Source organism: Sulfitobacter sp. 1A13496 (assembly GCF_043557225.1).
Lineage (GTDB): Bacteria > Pseudomonadota > Alphaproteobacteria > Rhodobacterales > Rhodobacteraceae > Sulfitobacter > Sulfitobacter faviae.
Window position 1 is genome coordinate 906998 of the sequence record NZ_JBIFFP010000001.1, and the last position, 15301, is coordinate 922298.

At 62.0% G+C, this 15301-nt stretch carries 13 protein-coding genes; 9 read left to right on the plus strand and 4 right to left on the minus strand.

Annotation, left to right across the window (positions count from 1 at the left end; translation table 11 throughout):
• Positions 1-23: 23 nt before the first annotated feature.
• Positions 24-866 (minus strand): DUF4198 domain-containing protein, encoded by an 843-nt coding sequence (locus tag ACGYLX_RS04450; RefSeq protein ID WP_168613090.1) that lies wholly within the window; start codon positions 864-866, stop codon positions 24-26.
• On the opposite strand from ACGYLX_RS04450, the gene ACGYLX_RS04455 reads away from it, so the two are divergent.
• Entirely contained in the window at positions 850-1995 is a 1146-nt protein-coding gene (locus ACGYLX_RS04455; protein ID WP_168613091.1) for a HupE/UreJ family protein, read from the plus strand. The two genes, ACGYLX_RS04450 and ACGYLX_RS04455, sit on opposite strands and share 17 nt — an antisense overlap.
• 40 nt (positions 1996-2035) lie before the next feature.
• Here ACGYLX_RS04455 and ACGYLX_RS04460 read toward each other — a convergent pair whose 3' ends face one another.
• Complete coding sequence (locus tag ACGYLX_RS04460) at positions 2036-2659, minus strand: thiamine phosphate synthase (protein WP_168613092.1); 624 nt, start codon at positions 2657-2659, stop codon at positions 2036-2038.
• Between the two features lie 157 nt (positions 2660-2816).
• Here ACGYLX_RS04460 and ACGYLX_RS04465 point away from each other — a divergent pair, with 157 nt between their 5' ends.
• The 4 genes from ACGYLX_RS04465 to ACGYLX_RS04480 all read left to right on the plus strand — a co-directional run bounded on the left by ACGYLX_RS04465 (position 2817) and on the right by ACGYLX_RS04480 (position 6965).
• Positions 2817-3581: an RNA methyltransferase gene (locus ACGYLX_RS04465; protein WP_168613093.1), complete on the plus strand. Its 765-nt coding sequence runs from the start codon at positions 2817-2819 to the stop codon at positions 3579-3581.
• A gap of 255 nt (positions 3582-3836) precedes the next feature.
• Positions 3837-4982, plus strand: coding sequence for a heme A synthase (gene ctaA, locus ACGYLX_RS04470; protein ID WP_168613094.1), 1146 nt, complete (start codon positions 3837-3839; stop codon positions 4980-4982).
• 3 nt (positions 4983-4985) lie between these two features.
• Positions 4986-6467: a carboxypeptidase M32 gene (locus tag ACGYLX_RS04475; protein ID WP_168613095.1), complete on the plus strand. Its 1482-nt coding sequence runs from the start codon at positions 4986-4988 to the stop codon at positions 6465-6467.
• Positions 6468-6629: 162 nt separating this feature from the next.
• Entirely contained in the window at positions 6630-6965 is a 336-nt protein-coding gene (locus ACGYLX_RS04480) for a hypothetical protein (RefSeq protein ID WP_394447564.1), read from the plus strand.
• 128 nt (positions 6966-7093) lie between these two features.
• On the opposite strand, the gene gyrA is transcribed toward ACGYLX_RS04480, so the two are convergent.
• A complete protein-coding gene (gene gyrA / locus ACGYLX_RS04485) occupies positions 7094-9841 on the minus strand; it encodes a DNA gyrase subunit A (RefSeq protein ID WP_168612954.1) in 2748 nt (915 codons plus the stop codon).
• Positions 9842-10031: 190 nt separating this feature from the next.
• Between gyrA and ACGYLX_RS04490 the strand changes: the two genes are divergently transcribed.
• Positions 10032-10301, plus strand: a complete 270-nt coding sequence (locus ACGYLX_RS04490; RefSeq protein WP_067262037.1) for an usg protein — start codon at positions 10032-10034, stop codon at positions 10299-10301.
• 25 nt (positions 10302-10326) lie between these two features.
• Here ACGYLX_RS04490 and ACGYLX_RS04495 read toward each other — a convergent pair whose 3' ends face one another.
• Positions 10327-11274 (minus strand): radical SAM protein, encoded by a 948-nt coding sequence (locus tag ACGYLX_RS04495; protein ID WP_168612953.1) that lies wholly within the window; start codon positions 11272-11274, stop codon positions 10327-10329.
• A 155-nt stretch (positions 11275-11429) separates the two neighbouring features.
• On the opposite strand from ACGYLX_RS04495, the gene zwf reads away from it, so the two are divergent.
• From zwf to pgi, 3 genes are read left to right on the plus strand one after another with little or no spacing between them, the layout of a single operon-like run.
• Positions 11430-12893 carry a glucose-6-phosphate dehydrogenase gene (zwf, locus tag ACGYLX_RS04500; RefSeq protein ID WP_168612952.1) on the plus strand — a complete coding sequence of 488 codons (1464 nt, stop codon included), beginning with the start codon at positions 11430-11432 and terminating at the stop codon, positions 12891-12893.
• A complete protein-coding gene (gene pgl / locus ACGYLX_RS04505) occupies positions 12890-13561 on the plus strand; it encodes a 6-phosphogluconolactonase (RefSeq protein ID WP_168612951.1) in 672 nt (223 codons plus the stop codon). Before zwf ends, pgl begins: the two co-directional genes overlap by 4 nt.
• Positions 13558-15150 (plus strand): glucose-6-phosphate isomerase, encoded by a 1593-nt coding sequence (gene pgi, locus ACGYLX_RS04510; RefSeq protein ID WP_394447567.1) that lies wholly within the window; start codon positions 13558-13560, stop codon positions 15148-15150. The genes pgl and pgi overlap by 4 nt, the downstream gene beginning before the upstream one ends.
• Positions 15151-15301: the final 151 nt, after the last annotated feature.

The window sequence follows — 15301 nt, forward strand, 5'->3', positions numbered from 1 at the left end:
AATCTCCCCACGCGCAAGCGGCGTTATTGTGGCACCGCGAATGTCAGCGCCGCCCAGAGCGTTTCCCAGACCGGTTGATCGGGGTCGTAGCCCGGGCCGGTCTGCGCCTCTGCCGCCGGGCGCAGCACCACCGCGTCAAAGAGGTACTCATGCCCCGCCGTGACCGGAATCAGTGCTTCGCCTGCCGCATCGGTGCGGTGGAGGGAGATGGCGACGCTGTCATCCGGAGCGCGATCGAATACTTCGATCTGCGCGTTGGGGCGGGGGGCGCCTTGATAAAGGAGTGCCACCTTCATCTCACCCGCGAAATCTGGGTCATAGGGATTCGTTAGTGCCACGAACTCCGTCGCCATGCCGGTGGGCGCATCCTGCCCCGTGCCCGCGCCGAGGGCGATCAGGGTCTTGACGTGGCGGGTGTAGCTTTCGACAACCTTATCGGTCGACCATCCGTTCGCGCGGTGATCGCTCTCAGCCTTAGGGAAGTCCTTATGCGCGGCGAAACGGAGGAATTTGTCAAAGTCCTCATAGGTGACTTTGGAGGGCGTCGTTTCGGCCACCGCCACGACCAGCGCGTCACCCTCGGGCGCGGGGAGGCTCAGGGCAGGGCTGTCGCCCGCGCGCGGCGATAGCGGGACCTCTCGCCCCCCGATTTTGACCTCAAAACGCGTGAGCCGGTTAGGCAGATAGGGGAAGGCCGCGCCGGTAAATTCCTCACCATTGCGAAAATGCGCCGCGATCTTTTCACCGCTTTCCACTTGATAGTTCACCGGCGACAGCCAGTATTCATGTGCAAAGGCAGGCGCTGCCGATAAGATACTGAAAATAATAGCGGACAACTGGGACAGTTTCATGAAGCGAACTTTCATTTTGTTAAGAACCAAGCTGGCGTTGCTGTGGCTGTTGTCAAGCGCGGTACTGCTTTCGGCAGGCGCGGGTGCACAGGCGCATGAGGTCAAACCCACCATCGCAGATCTGACCGTGGCCGACGGACGGGCGGTGCTGGCGCTGGAGGTCAACCTCGAAGCGCTCTTGGCGGGCATCGACCTCGATACCCTCGAAGACACCGACAATGCCGAGAATGCGGGCGATTACGATGCGTTGCGCAGCCTGCCCGCCGCGCGCATCGCCGACCGCGCGCCTGAGCTTTTGCCGAAGTGGAACAGCCTGCCGCTGCTCAGCATCGATGGCGCCGCCGTGCCGTTGGAGAGTGTGACACTCGAGGTGCCCGAAGGAGTGGACGCCGAACTGCCGCGCGACAGTCAATGGCGGCTGGAGGGCGCGGTGCCGGCAGGCGCCGCGCAAGTACAGGTGACGTGGCCCGACGGCGCGGGCGCATTGGTACTGCGCCAGCAAGGGGTCGCGGACCCCTATACCGGGTATCTCTCGGGGGGCGAGACGAGCCCCGAGATCACGCTTTCGGGCGGGGATGCTCAAAGCGGTTGGCAAGCTTTCGTCAGCTACATTCCGGTTGGTTTCGATCACATCCTGCCGAAAGGGCTGGACCACATCCTCTTTGTCTTGGGGCTGTTCTTTCTGTCGACCCGTCTGCGGCCTTTGATCTGGCAGGTCACCGCCTTCACGCTGGCCCATACGGTCACGCTGGCGCTCGGCGCTTTGGGCTGGGTTAACGTGCCCGGTGCCATCGTCGAGCCGCTGATCGCCGCCTCAATCACCTATGTCGCGGTCGAGAATATCTTTCACTCCGCCCTAAACCGCTGGCGGCCCTTGGTGATCTTTGGCTTTGGGCTGTTGCACGGACTTGGCTTCGCCTCAGTGCTGGGGGATTTCGGCCTACCTGCGGGGCAATTCGTGCCGGCGCTTATCGGCTTCAATATCGGGGTGGAACTGGGGCAGCTGGCAGTGATCGCCATCGCCTTCGTACTGGTCGGCTGGGCGATGAATCGCGATTGGTACCGCCGGGCCATCGCGGTTCCCGCCTCCTGCGTCATCGCGGCGATCGGGGCCTATTGGTTCATCGAACGGGTGTTTCTGTAAGCGAACGGGCAGCCCTTGACCGGGCTGCCCTAGGGGCCGCTTAGCCCTGCATGGCGGCGATCAGGGTGGCGAGTTCGGCCACCGGATCGTCCTTGTCCCAAATCTCGGTCCCGATGCCGAAAAAGTCAGTCCGGGGGGCGAGATCGCGGATCATGTTGATGTCGAGCGCGCCTTCGGCGACGACGGGCACTTCGATGACTTCGGACCACCACTGAAACAGATCGGCCTCGGCAAAGCTTCCATCGCCGAGCGCGCTGGCTTGGGTCGGGCCAAAGCTGATGTAGTCTGCCCCGGCTTCGCCAGCCGCCATCCCCTCATGCCGCGATGTGCCGCAGAAGGCACCGACGATGGCATCATCGCCCAGCTCTTTGCGGGCATGGCGCACGGTGCGGGCGGCATCGCTCAGGTGCACGCCGTCAAGGCCGAGCTTTTCGACCAGCAGCAGATGATCCGAGATCACCAAGGCCACGTCGCGCGCATGGGTCACTTCGCGCAGCGCATCACCGGCGCGGGCGAGGCGGTCTTCATCCCGGGTCGAAAGCGCCATGCGCACACAGGCCACCGGATGGGCGTCGAGCACGGCGGCGAGTTGCGCGGGGAATTGGCTCAGCTCAACTTCGGGCGGGGTGATAAGGTAAATCTGCGGCTGTTCTGGCGCGTCCATGGTCACTGTCCTTAATCGAGTCTGGGGCCTAATCGAGTCATGGGCCTTAATCGGGTCTGGGAGCCTGACTAGCGCAGGGCGTTGCAAAAGAAAACGGATATGCGTGTGTCGCGCGGGCTTTCTTGCGGTGCTGCGGCGCAGGGGCTATGAGGCGCGCATGACAGAGACATCATCCTCCCCCGTTCAGCCCGCGCCGATCCCGGCCATCGTGCTTGTCCGCCCTCAGATGGGCGAGAACATCGGCGCTGCGGCGCGCGCAATGTGGAACTTCGGCCTCGATCACATGCGGGTCGTGGCCCCGCGCGATGGCTGGCCGAGCCAATCCGCCGTGGCCATGGCCTCGGGGGCGGGGCGGCTGTTGGACGAGGCACAGCATTGCGCCGATCTGCCCGAAGCGCTTGGCGATTGCGATTTCACCTTTGCCACCACGGCGCGTAGTCGCGATCTGACGAAACCGGTCTACAGCCCCGAAGCCGCGATGCGGCTGGCGGCAAAGAAAATCGCGGCGGGCCAACGGGTTGCGGTGCTGTTCGGACCCGAGCGGGCAGGGCTTGAGAATGAGGATATCGCGCAGGCCAATGCCATCGTCTCGGTCCCGGTGAATCCGAAGTTCGCCTCTCTCAATCTCGCGCAATGCGTGCTGTTGATGTCTTACGAATGGATGCGGGCGCAGGGCGAGGTGACCCATGAGGTCGTCGAGATGGCGGGCACCGATTGGGCCAAGGGCGCCGAGGTTGACCATTTGGCGCGGCATTACGAGGAGCAATTGACCGAGGCCGGGTTCTTCTTCCCCGAGCATAAGGTCGCCTCGATGAAGCTCAACCTTCGCAACATGTGGTCGCGGATGCCGTTGACGCGGGCGGATGTGCAGATGTTGCACGGCATCCTGCGGCAAATGGTCCGCTGGAAGGAGAAGGGCTGAGGGCCATCGGCTGCCCGTGGGGTGGCGATCCTGAAGGTTTTTCTGCCACTTTATGGTGCAGCATCAATGCTTTGCCGCAGTGTCGCGCCTGTCCTTGCCAAATCGCCTCCCCGTGGGGCGGGCAGGCGATGGCCCGGCGCCTTCGGCTTGATTCCGGGCCGGGGTTGGCGGCGCATGCGGCAACATAACCCACCCCGCTAGACCTTTCTCTGCCCATGTCATACCACTCTATCCAAACGGAAAAAGAGGCGCGCCATGGCGGAGAAACGCAAACTGTTTGAAGAGGTCGGGTCCGACCAACCCAGCCGTGCACCGGTGCAAACCGGCACGATCGACAAGGGCCGGGGCGGCGCGCGCGGGCCGATCCGGGTCTGGCTGATGATCCTCTTTGCGTTGGTCTTTGTCATGATCGCCGTGGGCGGGCTCACGCGGCTCACTGACTCCGGCCTCAGCATCACGGAATGGCGCCCGGTGACCGGTGCCTTGCCGCCGATGAACGAGGCCGACTGGCAGTCAGAATTCGAGAAATACAAGCAGATCGACGAGTTTCAGGTCCAGAACTCCTGGATGGAACTCTCTGATTTCAAAAGCATCTACTGGTGGGAATGGGGGCATCGGCAGCTTGGCCGGGTGATCGGCCTCGTCTGGGTCTTGGGCTTTCTCTACTTCTTCCTGCGCCGGCAAATCCCTATCGGCTGGACCAAACGGCTGCTCTTTATCGGCGCTTTGGGCGGCGCGCAGGGGGCGATTGGCTGGTGGATGGTCGCCTCGGGTGTGACCAGTGGGCAGGGGGTGACGGATGTGGCCTCCTACCGTTTGGCGACGCATCTGGGGCTGGCCTTTGTCATCCTCGGTTTCATCACATGGTATGTGCTCTTGCTGGGTCGCAGCGAACGCGATCTGATTCAGGCCCGCCGCGCCAAGGAGGCCAAGCAATTCGGCATGGCAACGGGTCTGTTGCATTTCGCCGCACTGCAGATCCTGCTGGGCGCCTTGGTCGCAGGGATTGACGCGGGGCGCTACTTCGTCGATTGGCCGTTGATGCAGGGGCAGTTCTTCCCGCCCGAGGCATTCGACATCACGCCGACATGGCGGAATTTCTTTGAGAACCCGGGGTTGGTGCAGTTCATGCACCGGATGGCGGGCTATCTGCTTTTCGCTTTCGGGGTGGTCGTCTGGCTGCGCGGTCGCCGCTCGGCCCATGCCCGCACGCGCTTTGCTTTCAACGCCGTGATGGCGGCGCTGTCTTTGCAAGTGGTTCTGGGCATCACCACCGTGCTCTATGCCGCGCCTGTGCATCTGGCGCTCGCGCATCAGGCGCTGGCCGTGCTGCTTTGGGTGCTGATCCTGCGCGCGCGTTTCCTCGCGGCCTATCCCGTCGCCACATCGCTGAGAGGCTGAGACATGACTGCATATGATGATTTGATGGCTTTCCAGCGCGACACCGAGGCGCTGGCACAGGTCGCAGGCCGTTTGGGCTGGGATCAAGAAACGGTCATGCCGCGGGGCGCGGCCCCGCAGCGGGCCGAGGAGATGGCGGCGATGGAAAGCGTCCTCCACGCCCGCCGCATCGACCCGCGCATCGCAGATTGGCTGGCCCAGATCGAGCCCGCTGCGTTGGATGCGGTCGGGCAGGCGAACCTGCGCCACATCAAGCGCGACTTTGATCGTGCCACCCGCGTTCCCGCCGATCTGGCGGCGCGCATCGCCCGCGTCACCTCCGCCGCCCAAGGCACTTGGGCCGAGGCCCGCGCCGCCGATGACTTCGCGGCCTTCGCTCCTACTTTGAAAGAAGTGATCGCGCTCAAACGCGAAGAGGGGGCCGCACTGGCCGAAGGGCGCGAGATCGAGATTTATGACGCGATGTTGGAGGATTACGAGCCCGGCACCACGGCGGCGGACCTCGAAGCCATGTTTGGCGCGCTGCGGCCAAAGCTCTCCGAACTGCGCGCCGCCGTCCGCGAAGCCGAAGCCCCGCCGGTGTTGGAAGGGGTCTTTGATGAAGCGGCGCAGATGACCCTCACCGCCAAACTGGCGCGGCGTTTTGGCTATGATTCGGCCACCGGGCGCATCGACAAGGCCGTGCATCCCTTCTCCTCCGGATCGGGGCTGGACGTCCGGATTACCACGCGAACCAATGCCGTCGACCCGTTCAACTGCTTTTATTCCACCGTGCATGAGGTTGGCCATGCGGCCTATGAGCAGGGGATCGATAGCGCCTATCTGCTGACGCCTTTGGGCCGGGGCGTGTCGATGGGGGTGCATGAAAGCCAAAGCCGCATCTACGAAAACCAAATCGGCCGCAGCCGCGCCTTCACCGGGTGGCTCTTTGGTGAGATGACGGCGGTCTATGGCGATTTCGGCGTACCGAATGCCGAGACTTTCTACCGGATCGTCAACCGTGTGTCCGATGGTTTCATTCGAACCGAGGCGGATGAGCTTCAGTACAATCTCCATGTTCTGTTACGTTTCGATCTTGAACGGGCGTTGATGTCGGGCGACCTGCAGGTCGACGGGTTGGAAGCGGCGTGGAACGATCGCTTCGAAGCTGATTTCGGCTATCCGGTCGACCGTCCGTCAAACGGTGTCTTGCAGGACGTGCATTGGTCGGTCGGGCTTCTGGGCTATTTCCCGACCTATAGCCTCGGCAATGTCTATGCCGGATGCCTTCACGAGGCTTTGCGGGAGGCCGTACCCGATCTCGACGAAGCCTTGGCAAGGGGGGATACGAGTGCTGCTACCGGTTGGCTGCGTGAGAACGTGCAAAAGCATGGGGGCCTTTACGAGCCGCGTGAGGTAATCACCCGCGCTTGCGGAAAGCCGCCGACCGAGGCACCGTTGCTGACCTACCTAGAAAACAAGTTCACGGATCTGTATGGAATTTGAGCATCCGAGATGGGGAACAATTCGCCATTTTGGATGTTGCTTAAACAACGGGCATCGCTATAAATCCTAACCATAGCTTAATATTTCGCCTTTGCGCCGGATAAGATTATATGCGATGCTGCGGTGAGTTTCATTTTTGACGAGATATAGGAGTACCTAGACATGAAAATTCTTGCAACGGTGGCGGCAACTATCGCTCTTTCGGGTGCTGCTTTCGCCCAAACCACTTCTCAAGCGGCTGTTCTTGGGGCGTCTGACGATGCGGTCTATTCGCTTCAGGTTCAAGGTGCCAATGGTGTGGTCTATAACTGTAAGCCTGATCCGGTCACCGTAGACGGCAACACTGCGCGCGTTTGCGTGCCTGCCGATGCAGATGGTGCAGGGCTCTTTGCTGCTGGTGCCGGTCTTGGTGGCGGCGCGGCGGCAGCTGGTGCTGCTTTGGTTCTGGTTGCAGTCGCGGCATCCGGTTCCTCTTCTTCGACCACTACTACCAACTAATTTCCTAACGGAAGTTTAAGATTAGAAAATCCCCCGCGCTGATGGCGCGGGGGATTTTTTGTTGTTCGATGATGTTTTGGTAAAAAGCCCCCGCCCCAAAGCATATGCATGGGGCAGGGGGGCGCCGATCATTCGGCGGCGCTGTCACCCTCGACTTCATCCTCTTCGTTGCCCTGATCGGCGATCCAGGCCACGCTGACGACTTCCTCGTTCTTGCCGGTGCTGAACACTTTCACACCACCAGCGCTGCGCGAGCGGAATGAGATGCCTTCAACCGGCACGCGGATCGACTGGCCCTTGGAGGTCGCCAGCATCACCTGATCGGACATCTCGACCGGGAAGCAGGCGACGATGGGACCGTGGGCCATGGCCTTGGTCCAAGCCGTCACGCCCATGCCGCCGCGGCCCCGCACGGGGTAGTCATGGGCCGAGGAGACCTTGCCCGCGCCCTTGGCGGTGATCGTCAGTATCAGATCCTCGGCGGCGGACATTTCGGCATAGCGTTCGGTGCTGAGCTGGCCAGCTTGAACCTGCTCTTCCTCGTCATCGCTGCTGTCCTCATCGGTCAGCCCCGCCATCAAGCGGCGCTGTTTGAGATAGGCGACACGCTCTTCCGAACTCGCTTCGAAGTGGCGGATGACGGACATGGAAACGAGGTTGTCGCCTTCGCCCAGACGGATGCCGCGGACGCCGACGGAGTTGCGTGAGTTGAACACCCGCACGTCGGTCGCCGGGAAGCGGATCGCGCGGCCCGCGTCGGTGACCAGCATCACGTCATCGTCGTTCGAGGCGATACGCGCGTTGATCAGCGTGGTGCCCTCATGCTCGCCTTCGAACTTCATGGCGATCTTGCCGTTGGCCTTCACATTGGTGAAATCCGACAGCTTATTGCGCCGAACGGTCCCGGCAGAGGTGGCAAAGATCACCTGCAGGTCGTCCCATTCCTTCTCATCCCGGTCCACCGGCATGATCGCCGCGATGGAGACACCGGTGGGGATGGGCAGGATATTCACGATGGCCTTGCCTTTGGCGGTGCGCGCGCCCTGCGGCAGGCGCCATGTCTTTAGCTTGTAGACCATCCCGTCGGTGGTGAAGAACAAAAGCTGCGTATGGGTGTTGGCGACGAAGAGGTTGGTGACGACATCCTCTTCCTTGGTCTGCATGCCCGAGACACCCTTGCCGCCGCGGCGCTGCGCGCGGAAGTCGGCCAGGGGCGTGCGCTTGATGTAGCCGCCGGAGGTCACGGTCACGACCATTTCCTCGCGGGCGATCAGGTCTTCGTCGTCCATGTCGCCCGACCAGTCGACGATCTCGGTCCGACGTGGCACGGCGAATTGCTCGCGCACCTCGCGCAACTCGTCGGAAATAATGCCGAGGATACGCTCGCGGCTGCCCAGAATCTCAAGGTATTCTTTGATCTTACCCGCCAGCTCTTCCAGCTCGTCGGTCACTTCCTTGACGCCGATCTGGGTGAGGCGCTGTAGGCGCAGTTCCAGAATGGCGCGGGCCTGTGCTTCGGAGAGGTTGTAGGTGCCGTCTTCGTTCGCCGTATGGGTCGGGTCGTCGATGAGCGCGATATAGGGCAGGATGTCCTCGGCGGGCCAGCGGCGGGTCATCAGCTTCTCGCGCGCCTCGGCGGCGTCGGCGGAGGAGCGGATGGTGGCAACCACCTCGTCGATATTGGTGACAGCGACCGCGAGACCACAAAGGATATGGCTGCGCTCGCGCGCCTTGCGCAGCAGGTAGGCCGTGCGGCGCGCCACGACATCTTCGCGGAAGTCGATGAAGTAGCTGAGGAATTTGCGCAAAGTGAGCTGCTCAGGCCGGCCGCCGTTCAGCGCCAGCATGTTGCAGCCGAAGTATGTCTGCATCGGGGTGAAGCGGTAGAGCTGGTTCATTACCACTTCGGCGGTGGCGTCGCGTTTGAGTTCGATGACCACACGCACGCCGTTGCGGTCGCTCTCATCCTGAACGTGGGCGATGCCCTCGATCTTCTTCTCGCGGACCTGTTCGGCGATCTTTTCGATCATCGTAGCTTTGTTGACCTGATAGGGGATCTCGTCGATGACGATGGCCCAGCGGTCTTTGCGGATTTCCTCGACCCGGGTCTTGGCGCGGATCACCACGCTGCCGCGGCCCTCAAGGTAGGCTTTGCGTGCGCCGGAGCGGCCCAGCATGATGCCGCCAGTGGGAAAGTCGGGGCCGGGGATGTATTCGATGAGCTGTTCCGAGGTCAGGTCCGGATCGTCGATCAGCGCGAGGCAGGCATCCACCACCTCGCCAAGGTTATGCGGCGGGATGTTCGTCGCCATGCCAACGGCAATGCCGCCCGCGCCGTTGACCAGCATGTTCGGAAAGCGCGCGGGCAGGACGGTCGGTTCCTGCTGCTTGCCGTCGTAGTTGTCCTGAAAATCGACGGTTTCTTTGTCGATATCGGCCAGAAGATAGGCGGCGGGCTTGTCCATGCGCACTTCGGTATAGCGCATGGCCGCCGGGTTATCGCCGTCCATCGAGCCGAAGTTGCCCTGACCGTCCAAGAGCGGCAGCGACATGGAGAAATCCTGCGCCATCCGCACAAGCGCGTCATAGATCGCGCTGTCGCCATGGGGGTGGTACTGGCCCATCACGTCGCCCACGGGACGGGCGGATTTGCGGTAGGGTTTGTCATGGGTGTTGCCGGTCTCGTGCATCGCGTAGAGGATGCGGCGGTGCACCGGTTTCAGACCGTCGCGCAGATCGGGAATCGCGCGGCTGACGATCACGCTCATCGCGTAGTCCAGATAGGACGTGCGCATCTCGTGTTCGATGGTCACCGACGGCCCGTGAAAGATGGGCTTTTCGTCTGCGTTTTCAGGGGTATCCGGCGTATCGGTCACGTATCTTGCCCACCATTTTTATGGTTCTATATCTTGGGGTTTTCTATAGCAGACGGGGCATATCAGGTGCAATGGCTGTGGCCGAAACGCACTGGCAGCACTTAGGGCGAAGTGCCAACACACTGTTTTCATTGAAAAGTAATTCTGACCGCGCAAACTTGTTCTACAGAGGCAGCAAGGGAGGCGCAACATGCCCCGCAGTGAAACCGAATTGATGCTGAAAGGTTACGGGCTGACCACGGCAGAGTTCTTTTACCACATGCCCGATTACAGCCATGTGCTGAACAGCTATATCTGGCAGGATTACGACATCGCACCGGACCATCCGCGCCTGTTCGAATTCGTCGAATTCTGGCGCGCGGAGTTGGACGGGCCGCTGCATTCGGTCCGCTTCACCCACCGCAAGCTGATCGGCCCCGGCGAATGGCAAAACCAAGTGGGTGAGTTCACGCTACATTGAGCCCGCAGGGCAAAGGGCAGGGGCGTCAGACCGAACAGCTCGCCCCGCCCAACACGCAGAACTTTGCGCAATGCGGGTGGTTCAGCGCCACGTCGCGCTCCGCCTCGGCCAATGTGGTGCCGAGTTCAAACTCAGGGTCGTAGGGCAAGAGCGTGCAGGCCAGCACGGCGGGTTTCTCGGCCCCCTTGCGTTTGACCACCATACGGGAGGAGGCGCACATCACCGCGTCGGGGGATTTGTCCAGAATGCCCCAACAGGCGGTGGTGATCTCGGGCACTTCGACGGCCTCGTCCATCTCTGGGAAGAGGACGGTCATGGCGGGGTCTTGCGCGTCGATGTCAAAGCCGTGTTCGGCGTAGAAGGCGGCATAGCCCGCGCGGCTGTCGGCATCGCTGTCGGCAAAGATCGACCGCCCCGCCACGGCCATGCGAAAGCCGTTGTCGCGGAGCCATTCCATGCCAGTCAGGGTCTTGTCGAAGGCACCCTCGCCACGTTCCGCGTCGTGCAGATCGCGGCGATAATGGTCGACGGAGATGCGGAAGGTCATCTTGCCGGGATAGGCATCGCGCAGCCGCAACAGCCCCTTTTGCACCGATTTACGCATCATCGGACGCATCGCGTTGGTCAGGATCAACACCTCGTAACCGCGCTCTAGCGAGGCTTCGGTGATCTCGATCATCTGGGGGTTCATGAAGGGCTCGCCGCCGGTGAAGGCGATTTCGCGCACCGGCCAGCTACGCTCCTCGATCTGGTCGAGATAGTCGCGCACCTCATTCGCGGTGATATAGACCAGCGCGTCGTTCTTGGGGCTGGAGGCGATGTAGCAGTTCACGCATTCGATGTTGCACAGGGTGCCTGTGTTGAACCAAAGCGTTTCCGCCCCGCGCAGGGCCACGGTGGCGCGGGGTTCCCCCTTGGCGGTGACCGCCGGGTTCTGGAACTTGCCCTCGTTTGCTTGCGCAATATCTTTCATGATTGTTCCTTGCGTGATCCCGTGTGTTCCTGTTGTGGTAAGCTATTGCGGCGCACCCTAAAAGTCCAAGCACCGGGGCGCACAGTCTTGTGATGTAGGGAGAAATAAGTATGTTTGCGCTAACTCTGCCATTCTGCCCGGACAAGGATTAATCAATGGTTTCGCGTGTTATCCCTGTCGACCCCTTCGATCTTGTCATCTTTGGCGGCACCGGCGATCTGGCCCGGCGCAAGATTTTGCCGGGTCTTTATCGCCGTTACTGTGCGGGACAAATGCCCGAAGAGGCGCGGATCATCGGCGCTGCGCGCACCGAGATGGACGCCGCAGGCTACCGCGAGATGGTTGCCGAAGCGATTGAAGAGTTTGGCGGGAAAGACGCCTGCGACAACCTCGACGCCTTTCTGGCCAAGCTCGACTATGTCGCCATCGACGCACGCGGAGAGACCGGCTGGGCCGAGCTGCAGGGGCTGATGTCCGGTAAGGACCGGATCGAGGTCTATTACTTCTCTGTCGCGCCGGGGCTTTTCGGCGATCTGGCCGAACGGTTGCAGCAATGGGGCATGGCGGGCGAAGAATGTCGCATTGTCGTGGAAAAACCCTTTGGCCGCGATCTGGAGAGTGCGCGCGCCCTCAACGCGACGCTGGCCACCTATTTCAAAGAACAACAGATCTACCGGATCGATCACTATCTCGGCAAAGAGACGGTGCAGAACCTCATGGCGGTGCGCTTTGGCAATATGCTGTTCGAGCCGCTGTGGAACCGCCAATACGTCGACCACATCCAGATCACCGTGGCCGAGACGGTGGGCGTCGGCGGGCGTGGGGAGTATTACGACAAATCCGGCGCGATGCGGGACATGGTGCAGAACCATCTGATGCAACTCTTGTGCCTGATCGCGATGGAGCCGCCCGCGCGTTTTGATCCCGATGCGGTGCGCGACGAAAAGCTGAAAGTGATCCGCGCGATTGATCCGGTGCTGCCGCATCACCTCGTGCGCGGACAGTATGAGGCTGAAGAGGGCAATGAAGAAGATGCCCCCAGCTACCGCGATGCCGTCGGCAACCCACGGTCGCGGACCGAGAGTTTCGTGGCGTTGAAGGCCCATATCAGCAACTGGCGTTGGCATGGCACGCCGTTTTATCTGCGCACCGGCAAGCGCATGGTGGCGCGGTCGAGCGAAATCACGGTGGTTTTCAAAGACACGCCGCATTCCATCTTTGCCGAAGACGCGGGCCGTCATCGCAACGTGCTGTCGATCCGCTTGCAGCCGAACGAGGGCATCACCCTTGGCGTGACGATCAAGGAACCCGGGCCGGGGGGCATGCGTCTGGTCGATGTGCCGCTCGACATGACCTTTGCCGAAGCGCTTGGCCCCGATGGGGGCGATCAGGTCGATGCCTATGAGCGGCTTATCATGGACGTGATCCGGGGCAACCAGACATTGTTCATGCGCGACGACGAGGTCGAGGCCGCCTGGGCCTGGACCGATCCGATCATCCAAGGCTGGGAGGCCCGTCACGACGTGCCCAAACCCTATGACAGCGGCTCGGCAGGGCCCACGGATGCGACAGAAATGATGCGGCGCGATGGCCGTGAATGGCGAAAGGTATCCCCATGAACATCATCGAATATGCGGACCGCGAAATGCTGGTGATGAATGTCGCCAACAAACTGGCGGGCAAGTTGAAATCGGCGCTTTCGGGCAATGACCGCGTGTCTTTCGCGGTGCCGGGCGGCTCTACCCCCGGGCCGATCTTTGAGATGCTCAGCGCGACCGATCTGGATTGGAGCCGGGTGGATGTGATGCTGACCGATGAGCGTTGGGTGGACGTGGATGACCCGCTGTCGAACGCGCGTCTGGTGCGCGCGCATCTGTTGAACGACCGTGCCGCGGCGGCGCAGTTCATCCCCTTTTTCCGCCCCGGGCTTTCTCCGGGCGAGGGGGCAGAGGTGGTGGCCCCCAGTCTGACGGATCATGTGCCGATCTCTGTCCTGCTGCTTGGCATGGGTGACGACATGCACACTGCCTCGCTTTTCCCCGGCGACCCGAGCCTGCCTGACGCTTTGGCCGCCGATGCCCCGCTTTTGTGCCCGGTCTATCCCGAGGGCCAGCCCACTGCGCGTGTCACGCTGCCGGCGCATGTGCTCGACGGGGCGCTGAACAAACATCTCGTGATTTTCGGGGATGAGAAGCGCGCGGCTCTTGAGCGCGCGCAGGGGCTTTCCCCCGAAGAGGCCCCGATTGCAGCGGTGCTGGATGAAATCGAAGTTTACTGGGCGGCATGATGAACATTTGGCAAGACCTTCAAGAGCGGCAGAGCGCCGTGGCGGACCGCAAGATCACGGCACTGTTCGATGACCCGAACCGGGCCGAGGACTTCTCGCTGCGCACGCAGCATATGCTGTTCGACTACGCCAAGACGAATATCGACACCGAGACCCGTGCGGCGCTGCTGCAACTGGTCGAAAACGCCAAGGTCACCGAGCGGCGCGATGCGATGTTCGCGGGCGCGCCGATCAATGAGACTGAGGACCGCGCAGTGCTGCACACGGCGCTGCGCAATCTCGATTGCGGGGCGGTAAAGGTCGCGGGCGAAGATGTCATGCCGCAGGTGCGCGACACGCTGGCGCGGATGCGCAGCTTTGCCGATCAGGTGCGCAGCGGCGACATTACGGATGTGGTCAACATCGGCATCGGCGGCTCCGACCTTGGCCCCGCCATGGCGACCCGCGCGCTGACACCCTATCACGATGGGCCGCGCTGCCATTTCGTCTCGAACGTCGATGGCGCGCATATCGCGGATACGCTGCGTGGGCTGGATGCCAAGAAAACGCTGGTGATCGTCGCGTCCAAGACTTTCACCACCATTGAGACCATGACCAACGCGCGCACGGCGCGGGCATGGATGCAGGACCATGGCGGCGATCCGGCGACGCAATTCGCCGCGCTCAGCACCGCAGATGACAAGACTGCCGAGTTCGGGATCGACCCCACCCGCGTCTTCGGGTTCGAGGATTGGGTCGGCGGGCGCTATTCCGTCTGGGGGCCGATTGGTCTTTCGCTGATGATCGCCATCGGACCCAAGGCATTTGACAGTTTCTTGCGTGGCGCGCAGGAGATGGACCGCCATTTCTGCGCCGCAGATCCGGCGGAGAACATGCCGATCCTTCTGGCGCTCGTGGGCATTTGGCACAATCAAATCTGCGGCCATGCCACCCGCGCGGTGCTGCCCTATGACCAACGGCTTGAGATGCTGCCCGATTACCTGCAACAGCTTGAGATGGAATCGAACGGCAAAGGCGTGCAAATGGACGGCGCCGACAGCCCGCGCCACACCGGCCCGGTGGTCTGGGGCGCGGCGGGGACCAATGGGCAGCACGCTTTCTATCAGTTGATCCACCAAGGCACCCGGGTGATCCCTTGCGAGTTTCTGGTGGCGGCCAAGGGGCATGAGCCGGAGTTGCAGCATCACCACGATCTGCTGATTGCCAATTGCCTTGCCCAATCCGAAGCGCTGATGCGCGGGCGGTCTTTGGATGAAGCGCGCGCCATCATGCGCGACGGGGGGCTTTCGGGCGACGCGCTTGAACGCCAAGCGCGCCACCGTGTCTTCCCCGGCAACCGGCCCTCGACCACACTCGCCTATGAAATGCTTGATCCCTTCACGCTGGGCCAGATCATCGCGCTTTACGAGCATCGCGTTTTCGTCGAAGGGGTGATCCTCGGCATCAACTCTTTCGATCAATGGGGCGTGGAACTGGGCAAGGAACTGGCTAAATCGCTCCAACCGCTGGTCGAAGGAGAGGTCTCTGCCGAGGGCAAGGACGGCTCCACCGCCGGGTTGATCGGCTATATTCACCAGCATCGCGACTAGGGACAGCTTTTGAACCAGAGCGACCGACCGCGCAGGCAAAGCCCGTCTGCGCGGTCGTTTTGCTGCCTGCCATTGCCGATTCCAACTTGCCGGAGGGGAAGGCTTGCAACTGCTCTGACCTTTGGACAGTCTCAACGCAAATGATTGGAGG